This window comes from Bacillus aquiflavi, from assembly GCF_019915265.1.
Lineage (GTDB): Bacteria > Bacillota > Bacilli > Bacillales > Cytobacillaceae > Bacillus_BT > Bacillus_BT aquiflavi.
Window position 1 is genome coordinate 2941298 of the sequence record NZ_CP082780.1, and the last position, 19901, is coordinate 2961198.

Consider the following 19901-nt stretch of genomic DNA (forward strand, 5'->3'; position numbering starts at 1 on the left):
TTTCATTCCAGGGAGCAATTTTACTTGGGTTTTCCCATCTTTTATTTGCTTTTTTATCGGAAGTCTAATTGGTCTATTGATTTTAAAGTTAAAGGAAAGAGGTTGATGGATGTGAAGAAAAAGAAAATGATTTATATCGTCGTGCTATTTATCCTTATCGGATTTGTGTTTTTTGTTTATCAATCATTTAATGGCAATCCGCTTAGTAAATATATGTCTCAACAAGTGTTAAAAAATTATTTACTAGAGCAATATCCAGATAAAGAATTCAATATCCGAGAGGGCTTTTATGATTTTAAGTTTAGTGAGTATGTGTTTAATGTTGTCCAAATTGGAGCAGAGATGAAAACAGAAAATGAGCCAGATCAATATGAATTTCGTCTGCGAGGATTTTTAAAACCAAAAGTAAGCTATGATGGGATCTACTATGAAAATTTAGACACAAAACTAATGGAAAAGCTAAGTCGCGAGGCCGCTGCAGAAATTACTACATTATTAAAAGAAAATATAAGTACAATTAAACATGTTGAAGTTTATTTAGAAATTTTAACAGGAAAGTATGATAAAAATACAGTATGGGACAAAAAATTGAAGTTAGAAAAACCTTTTGATATTCATATCGTCCTTGATGCAACTCATGCAAGTAAAGAGGAGATATTCAATGCATCGCAAGCGATTCAAAAAGCATTAAATTCAGCTAACTATCATTACAACTCAGTCAATATTAATGGAAATATGATTGAAAACGATATAGGAATGAAAGATGAGCTTGGCTATGTAAAGTATGCTTTATCCTTTAACAAAGACACGAACCTACAGTTAAAAGATATGAAAGAGGTACAATAATAGCATTTTGTCCTGTTAAACAAAAACATCCCTAAAAGTAGTTACCTACTTTTAGGGGATGTTAATTTAGAAGGATTTTTACCTTCTTGAACAACACTTCCATGTGCCATTTTTGGAATTAGCAGTGCGAATATGACAATTAATCCGATAACGAGCAAGAAGATATATAAAAAGGTTAACTTAGAAGTGGACCCTTTTTTTTTATTTCCTCTTCCTCTTCAATTAAGAAGTCGCTTTCTTTTTCTGAAAATAACTGCAGCTTTTCAGTTTGAGCGATGATCGAATTATTTTGTTTCTCACTGCCGATGAATAACTGATTTTTAACTTCTTCTATCGGTTTTATCTCTTGTCTTTTAAAAGTAAGCTCCTTTTGTTCCTCTGGAATAGCATACTTTCTCTCAGAAAGTGATTTTTCATGCAGAAGTTCTGTGTTTTTTTTTGAACTCTTTTTTTTTTCATATACATTGGGTTTTGGGTTTTATTTCATCAATATTTGTTTCTGCCATGCCTGCTTTTCCGGTAGACAAAATAAAAATCATCACGAACAGAATAACAAATTTTTTACTAAACCCATTACATTTCATTCGTATGTTCCTCTTCCCTATCAATGCGTGCATTTCTTAATAGTCTCATTGCAATCGAGGCAAGCAACAAACTAATAATCACAATCCCTAATACTGTAACTCCTTGCCAGAAAAGAGTTTCCGTCCCATATTGAATAGACATGTAAACTTCCGACATCGGATCTTTATAGTGAAAGTTTGGTACTGTTAGATCGAGTAACGGGCTAACGAAGAACAATATAAGCGCCATGCTTGCAATCCAGCCGATAAATTGGCCGATTGTAAATGCAGCACGAATGAGCGCTGCACTCGCTGTAACGAGTAGAATCGTAAATATTGACCACTCGATTGCACGTTCTTCACCTAGTGAATAAATATTTAATCCAAACAAGCTGATGATCAGTCCAACGATTAAACTTAACAGAGTAAATAATGATCCTTGTACAAGGAAGGATGCACCTTTAAAATAGTGAGTAAAAAATCCAATCAGCAAGCTGCTAATAAGAACGATCACTAAGATGACAACAGGTGGAACTTTTTTCTCTTCCTTTTTAATCGGTGCTTCACCATCTATCTTGAGTGGATTCGCTAAATAATCATACACATAACCGTTGTTTTGCCCGTCAACAAATGCATTTCCTAAAACGTTAAATATATCGTCTCTTACCATTTTAGTCGTTTCGACATTTTTACCCCACTTCGTATTAAGGGTATCAGCATCTTTTTGGACATTTTGTACTTTACTTTGCAAATCACCTGTGTAAGAAACGATATCATCTTGTCTCTGTCCAAGAGAATTTACCCATTCGTTCATCATCAATAACTCGTGACCGATACCCTTCTGACCCGACAATACCGAAGTACCGCTTCCATGACCATCAGTAGGTAAGTTAGATTCATGAATTTTACTCAACACAGAGTGAGCACTTTCTTGGATTGATGTTAAATCTTGTGTAATTCCTGACTGTTGTTCTTCTAACTTTTTACTATACTCTGATGCAAATCCAGTAAATTGTTCTTGTAATGCACTCATTCCGCTTTCAGCTGACGGAAGACCTTCTTCAAGTTCATCCCACACATTTTGTTCATTTTCTTTTACGGAAACAATTTTGTTTACAGTTGCTTTTAGATCTTCTGTTCCACCTTCTTGACCTACACCATTGAGAACGAAGTCATATATAGAAATATATGAATAGTAATTTGTAATATCGACTAAATTTGTACTATTAATTTCTTGTGCAAAATAAGGCTCTAAAATTTCTTTTCTTTCTTTAGATAAAACTTTGGAGGCTAAAATCCTTTGTTCTTTCTCTTTAATTTTATTAACTACTTCTTGTACATTATGAGAAAATGATTGAATTTTCTCGTTTAATTTATTATTTTCTTCAAGTGCTTTTTCATAATCCGCTTTAAGCTGATCTATCAACTGTTTATAAGCATCACTTTTAACACCTAGCTGTTCTTCAACCCCAGAAATTTGATTATTCACTTCACCTAAATCTTCTCGAGCCTGCTCTGTCCCATCAATCGGAGTAAGCGATTTGCTTATTGTATCAATTTGCTTAATAATATCTAGTAACTTTTTTCTTTCTTCCTCTAAATTAATTTCTTGATTGTTTTGATCCCCATCCCCAGGTTGCGGTTCCCCTGGCTGTGGTTCTCCAGGCTGTGGTTCTCCAGGTTGTTCTGGCTGTTTCAATAATTGATCTCTTAAAGGAAGCATATTCTTTTGAAGTTTATCCAGATTCACATGATCTTTTCCAACAATATACCCAACTAATTCATTTGTTTGTCGTTCAACTTGTTCCTGTCTAATAGTAGAAAGGCTATTTAGAGTTTTATTTTTTTCTTTAAGCTGTCCTTCAATATTTTTCATCTCTGAAGAAAACTTCGTACTATTTTGATCAAACATTCCCTTTGAATCTACATACGTTGGATTTTGATTTGTCTGTTGAATCATGATAATATTTTCTTCTTGTAATTTCGCTAACAACTGTTGCTGATGATCTTGATACGTTTTGTACTCGTCAACATATGTAACAAAGGCTGTCAAACTTTCTTCGAATTGTTGTACGTTACTTTGTCTGTTTGGAGAGCTTTCTTCATTCTGCTTCATTGTAGATCGAAGTTGCTCTAACATTTTCCTTTGTTGATCTATTTCTTCAGCAAGATTTTTTGAACTAGGTTTATAGAAAGCAGCCATTGTTTTTGGAAAATCTATCTCTTTTTTAAGAACTTTATCAAATTCTTTTCGAATATTATCCATATCTTGAGAGATATAATTCCAATAAAGAGATGACATTTTATGATTCACACGGTTTGTTGCATGTCCTATTTCCCTAAGAACTTTTTCCCGATTTAATGCATTTAGTTGAGCTTGTACTTTATATTTGAATTTAGCCTTAGCTGGTTGCTCTTCATCGTATGTCATAATGCTTGTTGAAAAATCAGACGGGATATAAACAACAGCATCATATTTTAACGATTGCAGCCCATTTTCGGCAGCACTTCTGCTCAGCACCGTCCATTCAAAATCTGAATCGTCCGCTAGAATAGCGGCGACATCATTTCCTAATTGTAATGCTTCTTCTTCTTTACTTACTCCCATATCTTCGTTTACAACTGCGTTTGTTCTAGATGTATGGTCTTTAGCTTGCTGCATCGGATTACCGCCAATCGAACTAAAAAACAAAACAGGTGTGGCTATAATAAGGAACACGACTAAAATCATTTTGATTATATATTTTGTTTTATCCGTCATGTGTAGATCTTCCTTTCAGTGACACATAAAGGAATTTGAATCTTTATTTCCTTTCCGTTGATCACGTAATATCCAAAGCCTGGATGAATTTCTTCTTCCTTACGGTTGTAAGAAAGTGTGAATAATGTTTGTTCTGATTTTTTCATTAATACAAGAGCTTGGCGGATTTGTTTAATTTCAGTTGTAAAGGAGTCGAATCCTTTTGAAAGTTCATTATTATTTCCAGATACAATCACATTAAAGCCTAAATGACTATAGTTCTTTATTAATTTTGCCATTCGTTCTTGCAATAAGTTATCAAGTGTTTGCGCAAATCGAGAGTAGCCATCGATAACAAGATAAACTGGGTCAAAGCTTGCCGATACATTTCCTTGCTGAATTCCTTGTAAATATTTCTCTTCTCTTTGTAAAAGCAGCTTTTCTACATTGTCGAGCCACTCGGTAATTTGCTCTTTTGTTTCTATATACGAAACATTTTTTTCTCCAACATAGCTGGACAAGCCGCGATCAAAAGAATCAAAAAGTCCGATCGTTTCAGTCCCTTGCTGGATTGCCTTATTTAAGATCACTTTGATAACATTCGTTTTTCCTTTTTGTGCTTGGCCAACTACTAGACAATGATTTTTTTTAACAAAGTTGATATAAACTGGCATGACAAATTCTTCATCTAATCCAATTGGAATATGACCCGGCTTTTCAACTTCTTCTACATACTGTGCAAAGTTTTTCATTGTCAATTCTGATGGAAGCATTGGAACAGGTACTGGTGTTTTTAATCCTTTATATTTTTCTTTTAGCAGTTGGATTTCCTGTTTAATATTATCCATTAGTTCATAATCATCTTTACCATCAGCAGGTAAAAACACTTGTAAAAAATAAGCTTCATCCTTTTTAATAATTGCTCGACCAGGAATCGGTTCATGTGCAAACGGAACTCTCCCGATAACAGAAAACGCCTCAGTACTATCCATCAAATAATGAACTACTTTTGTTCTTAAGTTATTCATTAATGATTGACGAATCGAGTTTACTCGTGTAGCTGTAAAAATCATATAAATCCCAAGTGATTGACCATCTCGGGCAAACTGGTTAATCTGCGTTTCAAGATCTTGCATCTCCTCTTTGACAATATCAAAATTGTCAATTGTAATAAAAAGAAGAGGTAGCTTTTCTTCACTAAGGGCATTGAACATTTTAATACTGCTTACTTCCAACTGTTGAAACTGCTGCTTTCTTTTTGCAATTTCATCACGTAAAATTCGCATAAATTTCTCTATCTTCCGTACTTGATCTACCATAAAGTAGTCAGCGGTATGCGGAAGTTGTCTTAACGGCAATAAGGTTCCGTTACCAAAATCAAATAAATAATAATGGGCTTCTTCCGGACTTAATCTTGAAGCAATACCTAGAAGAAGTGTGATAACCGATTGTGATTTACCGTAACCAGAGGAACCAAAAATACCAATATTTCCATCTTCTATTACGGTATATCCAAATGGCGACTGACTTTGTTTCTCCGGTTCATCGATCATAGCAAAATAAATTTCGTCATCGTTCGGAGAAGAATAATTTTTCCGTGATAATTGGCTTGCTAAAGGAGGTAACCATGGGCTATTAAGCTTTTCGATACCCATTTCCTTTTGCAAGGCTTCGATTTTATTTACAACAACTTCTATTTCAGTTTCTACATCTTTTTTCTTACTCTGCTTATGTGACGAAACAGCCGATAATGGAATGAGACCAAGATCGGTAACTAATGCTACTTCATCCTCAGCTTCAGATGTTTCTTCCAAATATGGTGCACCACTCCAAGCCGATTGAAACAACTCGTATACTTCATTATTCCCTACTTGAAGGTATCCTAGTCCAATCACCGTAATTGATGCGGCATCAGCATTTTTCAAAATCTCTTTACTATCGTTTGCATCTTGTACTTTTAATGCAACTCTAAAACGAGCGTTACTCCAAATTTGCTCGTCAATGATTCCTCCTGGTTTTTGTGTAGCTAAAATTAAATGAACACCTAAGCTGCGCCCAATTCGAGCCGCACTAACTAGCTCCCGAATAAATTCAGGCTCCTCACTCTTTAATTCAGCAAACTCATCTGAAATTAAAAACAAATGAGGAAGCGGTTTATCTGCCTTATTACGCTTGTAAAGGTCAGTATAATCATTAATATGGTTAACTTGATATTGATCAAATAAGCGCTGACGCCGTTTCAATTCACTTTTTATAGAGGCAAGCGCCCGCATACTAAAGTTCTTGCTTCCTTCAATGTTCGTAATTGTACCGAGAAGATGGGGCATATTTTTAAAAGGCTGCGCCATGCCGCCTCCCTTATAGTCAATAAGTAAAAATGCAACTTCATGCGGATGAAAGTGAACAGCAAGTGATAATATATACGTTTGTAAAAATTCACTTTTTCCCGATCCGGTTGTACCTGCAAGCAGTCCATGCGGACCATGAGCCTTTTCATGAAGGTTTAATTCAACAACATCTTCTTTCCCCTTTAAACCGACTGGCACAGCTAACGACTTTGAAGACTCTTGTGTTAACCAGTTTTCTTTTATCGGAAGTTCATCTACTTCTTTTGCACTAAACATTTCTAAAAAGCTAACACTCTTTGGAATGGAGTTTGTCATTCCAATTTGATGGTCAAGCGTTCTAAGCATCCGAGCAAACTGCTCATTTCCTTTGTGTTGGTGCTGATCAAGCTTAAACGGAATTTGAACTGCCTTTTTTTCTTGTATCAGAATATCTCCTTCTTCGTCATTGATATAACGAACAAGTGTATAAATATTTTCTGTCAAACTTTCCTTTGCGTCTGCTGCGAAAATAACTGATATTCCAAGAGCCGCATGCTCACCTTCTAAATACTCTAAAATGACATGATCAGAAATGAGTTCATGATTAGTCACAATAAAAACAATATGAGGTGTATAGCGAATTTTCCCCTTATTCTCATCTAAATCACGTTCACGCAAAATTTCATAAATAGATGAAAGCAATTGATCACGTGATTGCTCATTGTAAATTAAACCTTTTGCGTAAGCATGAGGCAGTTGAAAATGCGGAAGCCACTTAACCCACTCCCATTGTTCATAGTCCTCTTCATTTAAAATAAACACAAATCTTAAATCATGATAGCTATGGAAAAATGCTAATTGACCAATAATTTGATGAATTTCCTTTTTTACAATCGATTCTTTTCCGATTAAACCCATTGGGCCTTGTGATAAATTGGCAATAATCGGAACATCATCAATTTGTCGGTAAACCCTCTCCATTAACTGAGATTGCTCTAACAAATCATCAATTTCCCGATTCGCCATATCACCGGAATTAAGAGAAATTTGATAGCTAGATGGAACGGTTCCTGTACCAAGACGGAACTGAAGAAAATCTGAACTGTCAAGAGTCCGTTCCCAAAGCCGATCAGAGATTTGTTCAGTTAAATATTTCATCCGTTCAAATGAAGGAAAATGGAAATAAAGCACGTGTCGTTGCTTTTCAGCTAACTCCTGTAATTCACGTCGTTTATTTTCAAGATAAATCGTATAAACTCTACGACGTTTTTCTTGTCTCCGCTTTTGGTTTGCTTTGTCTTTAAAAAACTGTACCGTAGAGGTGAATAACGTTGTAATAAACATTACAATGGAAATGATAATAAAAATTCCCCTTGGATGAACTAGAGCTACGATTCCCATCACAATTAACATCATAAGGGGCGGTAAAATAATGAGCCATAATCCCCGATTGGGATCTTCCGCTTCCTGTGATGGAAAGCTCAAAGAAACTTTTTCATCAGGAAGGTCATAGACCATTCTTGGAGTACGGCGATAAATCGGATATTTTTTACTCATTTCGGATTTAGGCTGTTCTGTTAAAGGAAGAGTTGTATTGTAATCTTCTAAACTTGTTATTTGAATAAGATCATCCTCTAGAAGACGAATCGTCATAAAAGGCCAAAATAGAAGATCGCCAACCTCCAATTTCACACTGCTAGAAATCCTCTGACCGTTTAGATAAAGAACACCTTTTCCGAGTGAAGCTGTCCAACATCCATTTGTATTTGTGAGAGTAAAGGAACTTTCTCCATTTTGGAGGAAAGATTTGTGACCTTTATAAAACATCGCGTCTTTGTCATCATCAGAAAATGTAATCTCTTGATCATACCCTAAATAATAAGTTTTAATGTCTTCACTAGCTGAAGTTAGATAGATTACTAACGTTTTCTCATTGTCATTTAGTTCAAATGGCGTCTCCGTCGTTACTTTTCCGATTTGTTTCTCATTTTGTATAACGATGAACTCATGACCGTCTTTATCAATTGTTAATGGCCCGTTCGTAAAAGGAAATTTTCTGACTGTGATTTTCTCCTCGATGTTAGGACCTATCGTTAAAGGACGAAATGGTGCCTCACTAATAGGCAATTTCTGATAATTTCGATCATGAAATACCCAGAGATTATTCATTCAATCACCCCCTGTAAAGCAACTTTAATTAGATTCTGTAGAAGCTTCTTCTGATTCTTGCTGCTCAGGAGCATCAGTTTGCTCAGCTGGCTGTTCTTCTGCTGGTTGTTCTTCTGCTGGCTGTTCTGTTGTTGCTTGGCCAGCATTTTCCTGTTCAGCTTTTTGCTCTTCTTCTTGTTTCCGCTTTACTTCTTCCTCTTCAGCTTCTTTTTGTTTCTTATATTCCTCTATTTCGGCTTCTATTTTCTTAATTTCTTCTTGTTTTTCTTCACTCTTTAATTTATCGTCTGCCTTAACTGCTTCCCGGTATTTTATAAGCGCAAATACAATTAAATCTCTATCCTCTAATGTACGAGCTATCTCTAACGCTTTCTTCGCACTTCCTCTTCCTATATGGATCCAGTACTTTAAGTATTGAGGATCAGATTGCAGTGTAATGGTTGTTTGGACATATTCTCTTTGTTCTTCTGTTAAGGATTCATTAATAACGTACGATAAAGCTAATTCATATAAAACAACATTAGGCATATCATCTACTTTATAATCAGCTAACGTACTGACAACTTCACTATATTTATCCTTTAAGAAATATTCTTGGCTTTTTACAAATGCTGTCTGTTTAGGCTGTAAAAAAATTAGAGAATATAATGTATATATGATAGCTGGCAATAAACAAATAAACAGCCCTAGGGCTATATAGCGTGTAATATTCCATTTCTTCTTCGTAATATGAACAAGTGTCTTTTCTTTTTTCTCGAGCTGTTTCATATTTTCGAATATTAATTGTAAAAGCTCTTCTTCATCTTTAGCTGTCATCAATTTAGTTGCCAATGGTGAAAGTTCTATCGTTTTATAAAAATTAAAATATTCATTAAAAGTATATTTTCCATCGACAGCAGCTGCTACTGTTGCTTTTACTTCATGCCAAAGCTTATCAGAATCTCTTTCATAAGGAGGCAGACTTTCTTTCACTCCATAATGAAGAAAATAAGGTGTTAAACTTTGATCAAGGACAATATTTTCTGGACAAACAACTAAATGCAGCCTAGAAAGTGAATGATTTTGAACCTTTTTTACAAGCTGATGCGCGAAAATCCATTTGCTTTTTTCATCTTTATTTTTTAAATTGAAAAAGTTTAAGTAGTTTGAAGGTAGTTGAATAATGAGGTTTAGTTCATCATCCGTCAAAATAATTTCCTTTTGGATGGAAGGGTCAATTTCCTTCAGCATATCCATTTCAATTGCATCATCTAGTTTGATTTTCCCTCTTTGAAAGGTAAACGTGTATTTATTATTTTCTTTCTTAATAACGGCTTCAAGCTGCTGCTCCAGATACGTTTGTTTTTTTTCTGACATTCCGATAGACTCCTTCATAAAATTTCAATACGGTCTCCTGTAGTAATTCCGTAATCCACTAGTTTATCGTTTCCGGATAGGACAATCTGCTTGTTAGGGATACGTACCCAATACCCTTCGCGAGGTGGTTCAGAAATGGTTTTGGCCTGCCAGACAATATCAATCACTTTTTTTACAGAGTGATAATTAGATAGCCGAAGGTCAAATGTTTCATTTTTGTAATGTTTTAAGTCGACTGTGACTTCGATATACATGCCTTTTCACCTCAAAAACGAAGGAGCACCTTCATCTTGTGAGAATGGCGCTCCTTCTTCACTTAATTCAATTCCGATGAAGTTAACCGCGAATTTGGCTTGCAATTTGTTGGTCAGCATCTTCAAGAGCTTTAGCTGTGCTGTTAAGCTGAGTTGAAATGTCTTGAAGTAATTCTTGCATTTGAAGGAATGAAGGTCTTAATGATGTATATTGATCAGCAAATGCTCTGCTTGCTTCCCCTTCCCACATACCTTCTAGTTCTTTAATCATATTATCTAGGCGACTAATTTGGTCACCTACTTGACTGCTTTCAGTGCTGTAACGAGTTGACATACTTACTAATTCTGCTGGTGTAACGCGAATAATTCCTGACATATAAATGATCTCTCCTTTTACCTCAATTTAACTCAATTGTAATAAAAATACTCATAAAAGTCAATCACTACTACTATATATTCTAGTAAAATAGTGAAAAAGACCTATCTAGCTTAAAAACATACTCTCGTCTTTAAAAAATAAATCACCTCCTTAAAATAATCATCTTGACAGCCTGATCATTTGTTAGGCAGTACCTGTGTTTTTTTCCTCTTTCTCTTCATAATAAATCGTCATCCTCTGCTTTTTCATCTCGTTCACTTGACTGTTATATTGAATAGCTAATGTTTTCATTTTAGATATATATTCATTTATAGCAGTCTTATATTCTTCTAACTGTAGTTGAATTGCTTTTTTACTTTCTTTAATGACTTCTCCATTGCTGTTTTGAAATTCATTATTAATAAAATTTGCTAAATGAACACTTAAAGCACCCATTCTATTAAGTTGATTACTAAAAACAGCTGATTTGCCAGTTACATCTTCATGATGTTCAAATCGATGTTCTAAACTATATTGGCCCATTTAATCCTCCTTATATTATCGTAAATCAAAAATGGCGGATATCGCCTTTTCCTCACTAAATAAGTTCTCGATAGATGTTTTAATTTTTCCAATCAATTCGATTCCTTTTTTATGCTCTTGTTGGAAATGATGAAACATTTTTCTTCAAAAGTATTAGCGATGATTGGACTCAGAGGTCGAATATCTTCGTGAACATTAATACTTGTTACTTCCCGATCTTTTCCCGGCAACAAATAGCTATATGAGCGAGGATTGCTCTCCATTTCATGAATTGAACCCATTAGCCGACGTTTACGATTTTCAAAATCATCGAGGTATTCTTGCTGATACATCACCCTCAATTGATTTAATATTTCTGATTTTTCTTGATACTTATCTAACCCAGTTTGATAGACCCTTACTGCCGAGGAAAGATTAATTTCAATTCTTTCAGCTCCTTCTCCTTTGAAAAGGATCATATCATTTCCTTCGTATCTTCTTCCGTTTTCAGCAGCTAACGAACTGGCAACGTGAAGTACACCGTGTGCTTCTACTGCTTTATCGAAATCTTTTATAAAGTTAACAATTGAATCAAAAATCCCTTTTAATTTGTCGAAAATTGCATTCATTTCATTTTTAACTTTAATAGCATTAGTAATGAGACGCTGGATATCTGATGCATTAATTGCTTTGACAGTAAAAAGATTTTTAAGCACTACTAACCCGCTATCCCCAATATCCACTAAAATACTTTTTGCATGACTTTGAACTTCTTTTAGACTTGCAACTATATCCTTTCGAAGTCCTGCTGTTACTTTTTCAGCAAGACCTATAAGAGCTGGAAGCTGTGTTAGTAAAGTTGTTAATTTATTTTTAATATTTTCAACACCCGTAGCTAAATCTTTCAATGAATTAACGAGACCATCTGGTAATTTCGGTACTGGTATAGGTACATTTACAAAAGCCATCCTTGGTGCGCCTACAGGCATCTTCATATTAAATGACGTCCATTCCGGACCTTTGCTCAAAAATTTATCCCATTCTTTTTTAACACCATCAATTGAATTTTTAAAATTTTGATCGTACCCTGTTAATTCACCAATAAATCCATCAACCCCGCCTTCGACATAAGCTGGGGCATAGTCTGCAATAAAAAGTTGCAATGAACGTAAGTCATCATCTGAAAGGTTCTTAAGAATTTCTCGGACTCCTTTAGTTTCTGGATAGGTATCAATCATATTTGCTGTCCGATCAGCACCTAGATGTAAAAAGCCTCTAACAACTGTCGCAGCATACATTAAGTCTTCCTCTGCCGTAAGATGCTGAATGTTTTGCCCGCGCTCTTTATAATATTGTTCACCAAAGGCTTGTAAATCTCTAGCGTTAAGTTCGTATAGTTGTCGATGGTCAGCAGGATCGATTTTAAACTTATGGCCAATCTTCGCTGCAAAGACTGGATCGATTAATGCAAGCTGGTAAACACTTGGCGGTGCATCATTAATTGCATATACATTTCGATACGATTGGGTCATTATTTGAAGCATTTGAATAAGATTGCCCCCAAGCGAGTGACCGATCCCAGACTTTTCAAGATCAACTTTTTGAATGTTTTCACCGCTTTTAATTCTTTTCTCAATATCCTTCGCTACTTTTTCGTTAATTTGTTTAGTCACTTCTTGATCAAAAAGAACAGCGTGGTCATATTGATCTCTAATTTTTCCGTTGTATATTCCTAATAAGTCATACATTGGATCAAGTGCATCCCCGCTGCCATTATCTTCAGATCCTTCAGTTCCCCGGGTAATCGTGTATGACTGGTTGATTCCTTTTTCAGGATTGTAGAAGTGAATGATTGAACCATCAAATCCAGAATCCTTTCCGTCTTTTTTTATCTTTTTTATTGCTTCCAAATCATCGGAGCGATAAATTGTAATTTCACCTGGAGGCTCTTTTCCCGTTTCTTCTATATAAATCCTTCTGACTGTTTCGGCAGTAATTGCTCCATTTTTTCCATATTCGAGTTCAGCAATTCTTGCCCGTAATATATCACTATTCAAAATTTCTCCATTACTCATCTTCAATCACCTATATTTCGATCTATTCTAAAAAGTCTACCGATTTGATTAGCGATAAAAATTCTTCCTCAAGTTCTTCTGAACCAGCAAGACACTCTTTATTTTCATCTATACATGAAACATCTAAGTAGTATCTTAATCCTTTTTCATTTTTATCGGATTTTATAAAACTAAAATATTGATAATGTTTTATTTCATCGGTCATAAAAGTACTTTTAGCATAGTAATAAGTTTTACTATTATGTGTAAATTTTTCATAATCACCTTCATAATTCGCTGCGGCAGACAATAATTTCAAATTTCCATCAACAAGGCTAGTTGCTGCACTATCTTCATAAGTAATCATAAAATAATAAGATAAATTCCGTTCCAACGCTTTGGCACCAAAAGTGAAGCCTTCATAATGGTCACCTCGTTGATCTACGCTCGTATTTGATATTTTTCCATTAATAGGGAATAACATCGTATATCCGTTCGTTTTTGATTTAAATAAATAATAGCCGTCTTTTACTTCTTTAGAAGAATCAATGTACTTTTGTGTAAATTCATCTGTTGATGCAACTGTTTTTGATGTTTCAGATGTTTCAGATGTTTCACTAACCGAAGCTTGTTGGTCTTGCTTATTATCTTTTTCCTTCATCCCACAGCCTCCTATAACAAGCATCATAAGTATTAGTCCAAAGTATACGAATTTTTTCAAAATGCAAACCCCTTTCCAGAGCAGCAAATTTCCCTATTCCATAAATACCATAAATCGACATAGTTTTACAACAACAAACAGATTAATATTTTATAATGAAAAAAAAGAAATAGTTTTAAAGTCATGTATATTTACATTTTGTGTATTAATGAGTTACTTTTAGTCTTTTTTATTGTTTTTTTGATATTAGGACTTAAGTTTATTTTTCGTCATTTTCATTATTTTTATAAATGATGTCATTGTTATACCCATATACGTTTATTCGTACATAATATAATCAATTCCCCATTGTATATTATTCATTATTGAGAAGATCATGCTGTTGAATTATAGGTAAAAAGATGCGTATGTAACGAACTATCAAGTATCTCTTTAGTAAAATTTGAATATTCAATTAAACCCTCTATATATATTTACGCTTTAAAGCCGAATAGGTTTCAGTCGAAATTGATAAAAAATAAAAATAAATGTCATGTTAGCCCAATTTTTATTGTAAAATTTTAGATGAAAGGAGATGTATTCTTTATGAAAAAAGAATTTTGAAATGCAATTGTTACATGTGATCATCGCTATGATGGCGTTTTCTTCTACGCCGTCGTAACAACACGTATCTTTTGTAAACCATCTTGTTGTTCAAAAACTCCGAAAAAACATAATGTGAAAATTTTCTTTAATCAACTGCAGCCATTAACGGAAGGATTTCGTCCATGTAAAAGATGCCGGCCTGACTTACAAAATTATTTAACAACAAAAGAACAACTAATAGAAAAAGCAATCAAAGTGATGTCCCATACGTATTCAAAAGAAATTAACCTCTCCGAGTTAGCTAGAGAGTTGTATGTAAGTCCTTTTTATTTACAAAAAATATTTAAAAATAAGCTTGGAATATCTCCAGCCCAATATTTAAAAATAAAAAGAATAGAAAGTGCAAAAGAACTTATGATCAACAGTCGCCTTAGTATGACCGAGATTGCTTTAGAAGTCGGCTTTAAAAATTCAGCACATTTTTCATCAGTCTTCCGAAAAATCGTCGGCGTTTCTCCAACTGCATTTCGCAGCGCCTTACAAGGTGATTAACAAAAAGCAAAGTTTCTTATCGTTGAACCATTTGTCCTTACCGCAATATTGTCAACCCTTTCTAAGGGTTGTTTTTTACTTTTAAAAATTACACGACAAAAATATAAAAGTTTTTTTTCTTTTTATTTTAGATAATGCTAGTAAAAATATAGTTAGGTGGAATGCGAAAAATGCGATTATACAGCGCTTTAATCAGTTTAAGTTTCATTTGGGGATTATCCTTTGTATTTATTAAATGGTTGACTGAATTTGCAGGTGTGTGGGGAACCGTCTTTTACAGATGCATTGCCGGAACGATGATCCTTCTCCCCTTTTTACTGGTAAAACGAAAACAAATCGCTAAACCAATACCGTGGAAACATTTAATTGTGATAGGTATATTTAATGCCGGATTGCCTTGGGGATTCATTTCCTTAAGTGAAACTTATATTAATAGTAATACAGCGTCGGTGATTAATGCGCTTACTCCAATATTTTCAGGTATCATTGGGTTTATTATTTTTTCGAAATCGTTGTCTAAACAGCAATGGATTGGAATTTTGATTGGATTTATCGGGATCTTCATCTTGTTGGATTTTAACATTGATTCACTATTTGGACAAAGCTTTATCGGAATCGGAACGATGATAGTCGCAACACTTTTTTACGGATTTGCTTCACAATATATGAAACGATATTTAAAAGAAACAGGTGTTTTACTTATCACAACATGCTCTTTAATCGTAGGAGCCGGCATTGGACTATTTGGAAGCTTTGTATCAGGAGAAAATTTGTTTGATATAAATGTGAATCCTTTAGTTATTATATCAATCATTGGTCTTGGTTGTTTCGGCTCGGGATTAGCACATCTTCTCTACTATTATTTAATGAAAGAAGCAAGCCCAGAATTCGCAACGACTGTTACTTATTTGATTCCTGTAACTGCAATGATTTGGGGATATGTTTTATTAAACGAGAAAATCACTAACAATTTACTTATAGGACTAATCGTTATTTGTTCTGGTGTTTATTTTACAAATAAACAGACTGCTTTTAAACAAAATACGAAAGAAGATGTTATCAAAAAAAACTACTAGTTCTTTCGTCGTAAATTCAAATGTATAAAGTATACAAAGTAAAAAATAAAAAAACGTTTTGGTAACAGATCTGTTATCAAAACGCTGCTACTAATTGAAAGATGCAAATATTATTTGCTAGAAATAGTGAGAGCTTAAAAGGTATATTTTTAACATTTTACTAATAGATGTACTAGCTTAATATGAGAGCATTGTAAGTATTTAAACAATTGAGAAACAAACGTTTGTTTAAATATCACGAATGTGACTTAGCTCGTGTTTAAAAACTGAATGATTTATTTTAATAATATATAATACACTTCTTCCCCCCTTGTTTCCATTATTGGTAATGTTAATTTTTTATTGGAATTAAAAAGGAGTGATAAGTCTCAAATAAATAATTACCTAAACTAATTGGATTAAAAGGGCATGGCAAATTTCTATGCATTTCATGTTGATAGATGTGTTATTTGTACTTCAAGTATCACAATTTTGAAGACTTGGAATTTGACTAACAAGAATGCTTGTTAAACTGTAATTTCTTGATAAAATGGAATAAAATCCTATGTTTTGTATAATTGGTAGTTATAAGGTTATTCCCTTCTAAAAAATATGATAAATTACAGTTAACAACAAACGTGCAATGGCGATAATTGCACGTTTGTGATCGCGTCGCTTTTTGAGGCGTAAAAAGCGGTTTCTGATTTTAGGATGCAGATAAATCTGCGTGTTCAAAGACACACTTATTTGTGCTTAAAAAGACAATCTACACATAAAAAAATGTGGTGGTTATTTAGCTAATGGAATAGCTCACTCACCTCTACGTGTTTTGTAGTTTACCGAATATCCTTATCATTCTAGAATAATAAAAAATTTGCTCAGCACAACTATATTTCATAGTGTTTCGTGTCTTGTGGAAGGGAAAGGAGTGGTTATAAATATGAGAATCTTACATGCCTGGGAGATTTATACCGGCATTGAAGTCATTCAACAAACATTGAAAACCACCTATGAACAAGTGAGTGAAATTGAACGTGCTGTTGAAGGAATTATTCAACTGGAAGATTCACTTAAAGGAAAAGGCGGCGAAGCGATTCGTGCTTTTTTTCAAAACGTACATAAGCCATTTATCTTATTTCATCAAGCATTCATTACTGATTATGATAAAATTTTAGCAGAAATTAAATATTTGCTCCAATCGTTTGAGCCGGCAGAAGAGGGCTTTATTCACGAAAGTTTTTTAGAAAATGATGTCGCAAATGGATTAGATCGTCTTGAGAGACGAGTTACATCAATAACGAGTGAAATCAACAATGCAATACATAGTGTACAAGATATCGTCAGCTTGCTACCTATCCAAGCTGATGAAACAATCTCCCATATCAATCAAGCACGACAACATAATCAACTGACGATCGAAAACCTTCATTCCTTTGATGAGCAAGCAACTCGTTTACTTGACCGGATTTTAGATGACTTACTAATGATGGCCAGCATAATGAACTTTACCAGATCTATCGGCTTCCATTACAATCAAGCCGTCTGCATATACATGATATTTGATACTGTTGTCGTTTCCATATGCATCTCTTTTGACTGTATTGATTGGCTCAAGTCCGACCTTTTGCACTAAGCTACCAAAAAGTTTGCGATAAGCCTCGCTTTTCATCATAAATAGAAGCGATGACTCAAAGCGGTCAATTACCAATTTCTCATAACAGCGTATCAAAATAGTTGTTCCAGCAATCCCCGAAGAAATAAGGGATGGTGCCATTATTTCACCCGTTGATCGTGCATTTGAAGGTGTCATCGATGGAACGGGAAAAGCGCTTGGTGACACGATAGACGTTCTCGTTTCTCTATACAAATTTGCCAATGAAAATTTACAACCTGATAGAATGAAATATAATATTAACCAATTTATCGATGACCCAAAGAAAAAGCTAGGGAAATGAAGGATAAAGCAATCAATTTCCCAAAATATATGTGGGAAGGGATTAAAAGCGCCTGGAATCGAGATGTCATCAACGGAGATGCCCACAGCCGCGCTGAATTCTTCTCCTATGGTTTAACAACAATCGGGATTGGCGTAATCGGAGATAAAGGATTAAGTCGAGCAGATCAGCTTGGAAATGTGGCAAAACTCGGTAATGTTGGAAAGGTCGGAAATGTTGCCAATAAGATCCCGCCACCGATACCGATTAATAAAGGATTAACTCTCGCTTTTGCTACAGGTAAAGTTAATACGATTCCATACAATGTAATTGATGACTTGTACAATCGAATCCATCAGGCGAGTAAGGAAGCGTTTGGAGATAGTCGTGGTGGGTCGGTGAGTGTGAATGGGCTGATGAGGGTGCTAATAGTGCTAAAAAGACCATAAATAAAGATGGAAGTGTATTACTTAATATCCTTACTTCATCATATTTAATCAATAAAAAGATTACAATTAGTGCCCAGCAAAATAGCAAACATAGCCTTCTATACCCCTTAACAGAAAAAAAGCCGTACTCAAAATGGAGGACGGCTTTTTAGTGGTTCAAATGAGATCGGCTTCGGCATAGTGACAAACGACGATGAACATCTATACCCACGTCACTTAAAAAGCGCAAGAAGAAGCGATTCAAATTTTCAAGTTATCTAAATTTATAAATTGAAAGATTACAATTTGACTACGTTTAGATGAAGTCCACTGAAACAATGAAAATTAAAAAACCCTTGAATACCGAGGTTTTGCCACTCATTGAAATCATCTGAAAACCATGTATGGAGACGGTGGGAGTTGAACCCACGTCCAGAAATATCGCCACTTAAGCTTCTACGAGTATAGTCGACATATTACGCTTTCACTAACTCTTTTGCCTGCCGACAGGCGGCCGAGCAGCTAGTCTGATTGTTCTCTTCTTTCATCCTCAGACGGCGGAATCCAGCGTAGCCCACTATCGTTGAGTCCCTTACCCTACCACATGGGCGATGGAGGGAGGAACCGCTAGCTGACTTAGGCAGCTAAAGCGAAATTGTTGTTTTCTTTGCCAGTTATTGGCTTTGGCGTTTTTACGAGGCCGACCCCCTCGACTCGCCACTTAAGCTCGATCTATCCCTGTCGAATCCGTAACGTCCCCGTAATAAAAAATATCGAAGGTGACGACGTCGGAAAGTTCAAGCTTACTATCGAGACAATATCTATTATAACATAATTTTATATTTTTTCAAATACGATTTACATCTTTTGTCTTTCGCGAAATGCACGTTCAATATCCCGCTTCGCTTCTTTTTTCTTTAAATCTTCTCGCTTATCATATTTCTTTTTACCTTTTGCTAAGCCGATTAACACTTTTGCAAAACCATTTTTTAAATAGATTTTTAATGGAATAAGCGAATAGCCTTGCTCTTTCGTTTCCCCCATTAGTTTGTGTATCTCTTTTTTATTTAACAGTAATTTCCTTGTTCTTAATGGATCATGGTTATAGCGGTTTCCTTGCTCGTACGGACTTATGTGCATGTTATATAAAAATATTTCCCCATTTTGAATTTTAGCAAACGAATCTTTTATATTGACACGCCCCGCACGTATCGACTTAATCTCTGTTCCTTGCAGGACAATTCCTGCTTCATATGTTTCTTCGATAAAAAAGTCGTGATGCGCTTTTCTGTTTTGTGCGACCACTTTTCCAACGCCCTTTGGCATATAGCTTCCCCCTTCTTTGTACATCCTATTTTAACAAAATTTATATACTGTCTCAACGTTATTGAAAAAATAAACAGCATTGTCTCCTATGTTACTCCCATTCTTCGTAAGATCAACTTCATCTAAAAGCATTTTGGCTGACTATTCACATTTAGTCAGCCAAAATGAGCG

Annotated in this window: 15 protein-coding genes and 1 other RNA gene; 5 read left to right on the plus strand and 11 right to left on the minus strand. The window is 34.8% G+C overall.

The genetic code is table 11. The features are described from left to right. The first annotated feature begins 111 nt into the window (after positions 1-111). Positions 112-846 (plus strand): YfjL-like protein, encoded by a 735-nt coding sequence (locus K6959_RS14345; RefSeq protein WP_163243068.1) that lies wholly within the window; start codon positions 112-114, stop codon positions 844-846. Positions 847-1021: 175 nt separating this feature from the next. Here the strand turns inward: K6959_RS14345 and K6959_RS19910 are convergent, their stop codons facing one another. The 9 genes from K6959_RS19910 to K6959_RS14395 form a co-directional block, all read right to left on the minus strand. Beyond that, complete coding sequence (locus tag K6959_RS19910; protein WP_394373041.1) at positions 1022-1267, minus strand: type VII secretion EssA family protein; 246 nt, start codon at positions 1265-1267, stop codon at positions 1022-1024. Between the two features lie 152 nt (positions 1268-1419). Continuing rightward, entirely contained in the window at positions 1420-4170 is a 2751-nt protein-coding gene (esaA, locus tag K6959_RS14360) for a type VII secretion protein EsaA (protein ID WP_223086828.1), read from the minus strand. Beyond that, positions 4167-8645, minus strand: a complete 4479-nt coding sequence (gene essC / locus K6959_RS14365) for a type VII secretion protein EssC (RefSeq protein ID WP_223086829.1) — start codon at positions 8643-8645, stop codon at positions 4167-4169. Before essC ends, esaA begins: the two co-directional genes overlap by 4 nt. A 24-nt stretch (positions 8646-8669) precedes the next feature. Then, positions 8670-10001, minus strand: a complete 1332-nt coding sequence (gene essB / locus K6959_RS14370; RefSeq protein ID WP_163243072.1) for a type VII secretion protein EssB — start codon at positions 9999-10001, stop codon at positions 8670-8672. A gap of 14 nt (positions 10002-10015) precedes the next feature. Further along, positions 10016-10255, minus strand: coding sequence for an ESX secretion system protein YukD (locus tag K6959_RS14375; protein WP_163243073.1), 240 nt, complete (start codon positions 10253-10255; stop codon positions 10016-10018). 82 nt (positions 10256-10337) lie between these two features. After that, entirely contained in the window at positions 10338-10631 is a 294-nt protein-coding gene (locus K6959_RS14380; protein ID WP_163243074.1) for a WXG100 family type VII secretion target, read from the minus strand. A gap of 186 nt (positions 10632-10817) precedes the next feature. After that, the gene (locus K6959_RS14385) at positions 10818-11156 is read right to left on the minus strand and encodes a hypothetical protein (protein WP_223086830.1); all 339 of its coding nucleotides are present in this window, start codon (positions 11154-11156) and stop codon (positions 10818-10820) included. A 92-nt stretch (positions 11157-11248) separates the two neighbouring features. Next, positions 11249-13210, minus strand: a complete 1962-nt coding sequence (locus K6959_RS14390; protein WP_223086831.1) for a DUF6792 domain-containing protein — start codon at positions 13208-13210, stop codon at positions 11249-11251. Between the two features lie 22 nt (positions 13211-13232). Further along, positions 13233-13850 carry a hypothetical protein gene (locus K6959_RS14395; protein ID WP_223086832.1) on the minus strand — a complete coding sequence of 206 codons (618 nt, stop codon included), beginning with the start codon at positions 13848-13850 and terminating at the stop codon, positions 13233-13235. A 609-nt stretch (positions 13851-14459) separates the two neighbouring features. Here K6959_RS14395 and K6959_RS14400 point away from each other — a divergent pair. The 4 genes from K6959_RS14400 to K6959_RS19705 all read left to right on the plus strand — a co-directional run bounded on the left by K6959_RS14400 (position 14460) and on the right by K6959_RS19705 (position 18425). Then, complete coding sequence (locus K6959_RS14400) at positions 14460-14987, plus strand: bifunctional transcriptional activator/DNA repair enzyme AdaA (RefSeq protein WP_262421996.1); 528 nt, start codon at positions 14460-14462, stop codon at positions 14985-14987. Positions 14988-15157: 170 nt separating this feature from the next. Beyond that, positions 15158-16063 (plus strand): DMT family transporter, encoded by a 906-nt coding sequence (locus K6959_RS14405; RefSeq protein WP_223086833.1) that lies wholly within the window; start codon positions 15158-15160, stop codon positions 16061-16063. Positions 16064-16982: 919 nt separating this feature from the next. Beyond that, on the plus strand, positions 16983-17675 hold the full coding sequence (locus tag K6959_RS14410; RefSeq protein ID WP_223086834.1) for an LXG domain-containing protein: 693 nt from the start codon (positions 16983-16985) through the stop codon (positions 17673-17675). 318 nt (positions 17676-17993) lie between these two features. Next, a complete protein-coding gene (locus K6959_RS19705; RefSeq protein ID WP_163241750.1) occupies positions 17994-18425 on the plus strand; it encodes a hypothetical protein in 432 nt (143 codons plus the stop codon). A 381-nt stretch (positions 18426-18806) separates the two neighbouring features. Here the strand turns inward: K6959_RS19705 and ssrA are convergent. Continuing rightward, positions 18807-19164, minus strand: a transfer-messenger RNA (tmRNA) gene (ssrA, locus tag K6959_RS14420). A 98-nt stretch (positions 19165-19262) separates the two neighbouring features. After that, positions 19263-19730 (minus strand): SsrA-binding protein SmpB, encoded by a 468-nt coding sequence (gene smpB / locus K6959_RS14425; protein ID WP_163241748.1) that lies wholly within the window; start codon positions 19728-19730, stop codon positions 19263-19265. Positions 19731-19901: the final 171 nt, after the last annotated feature.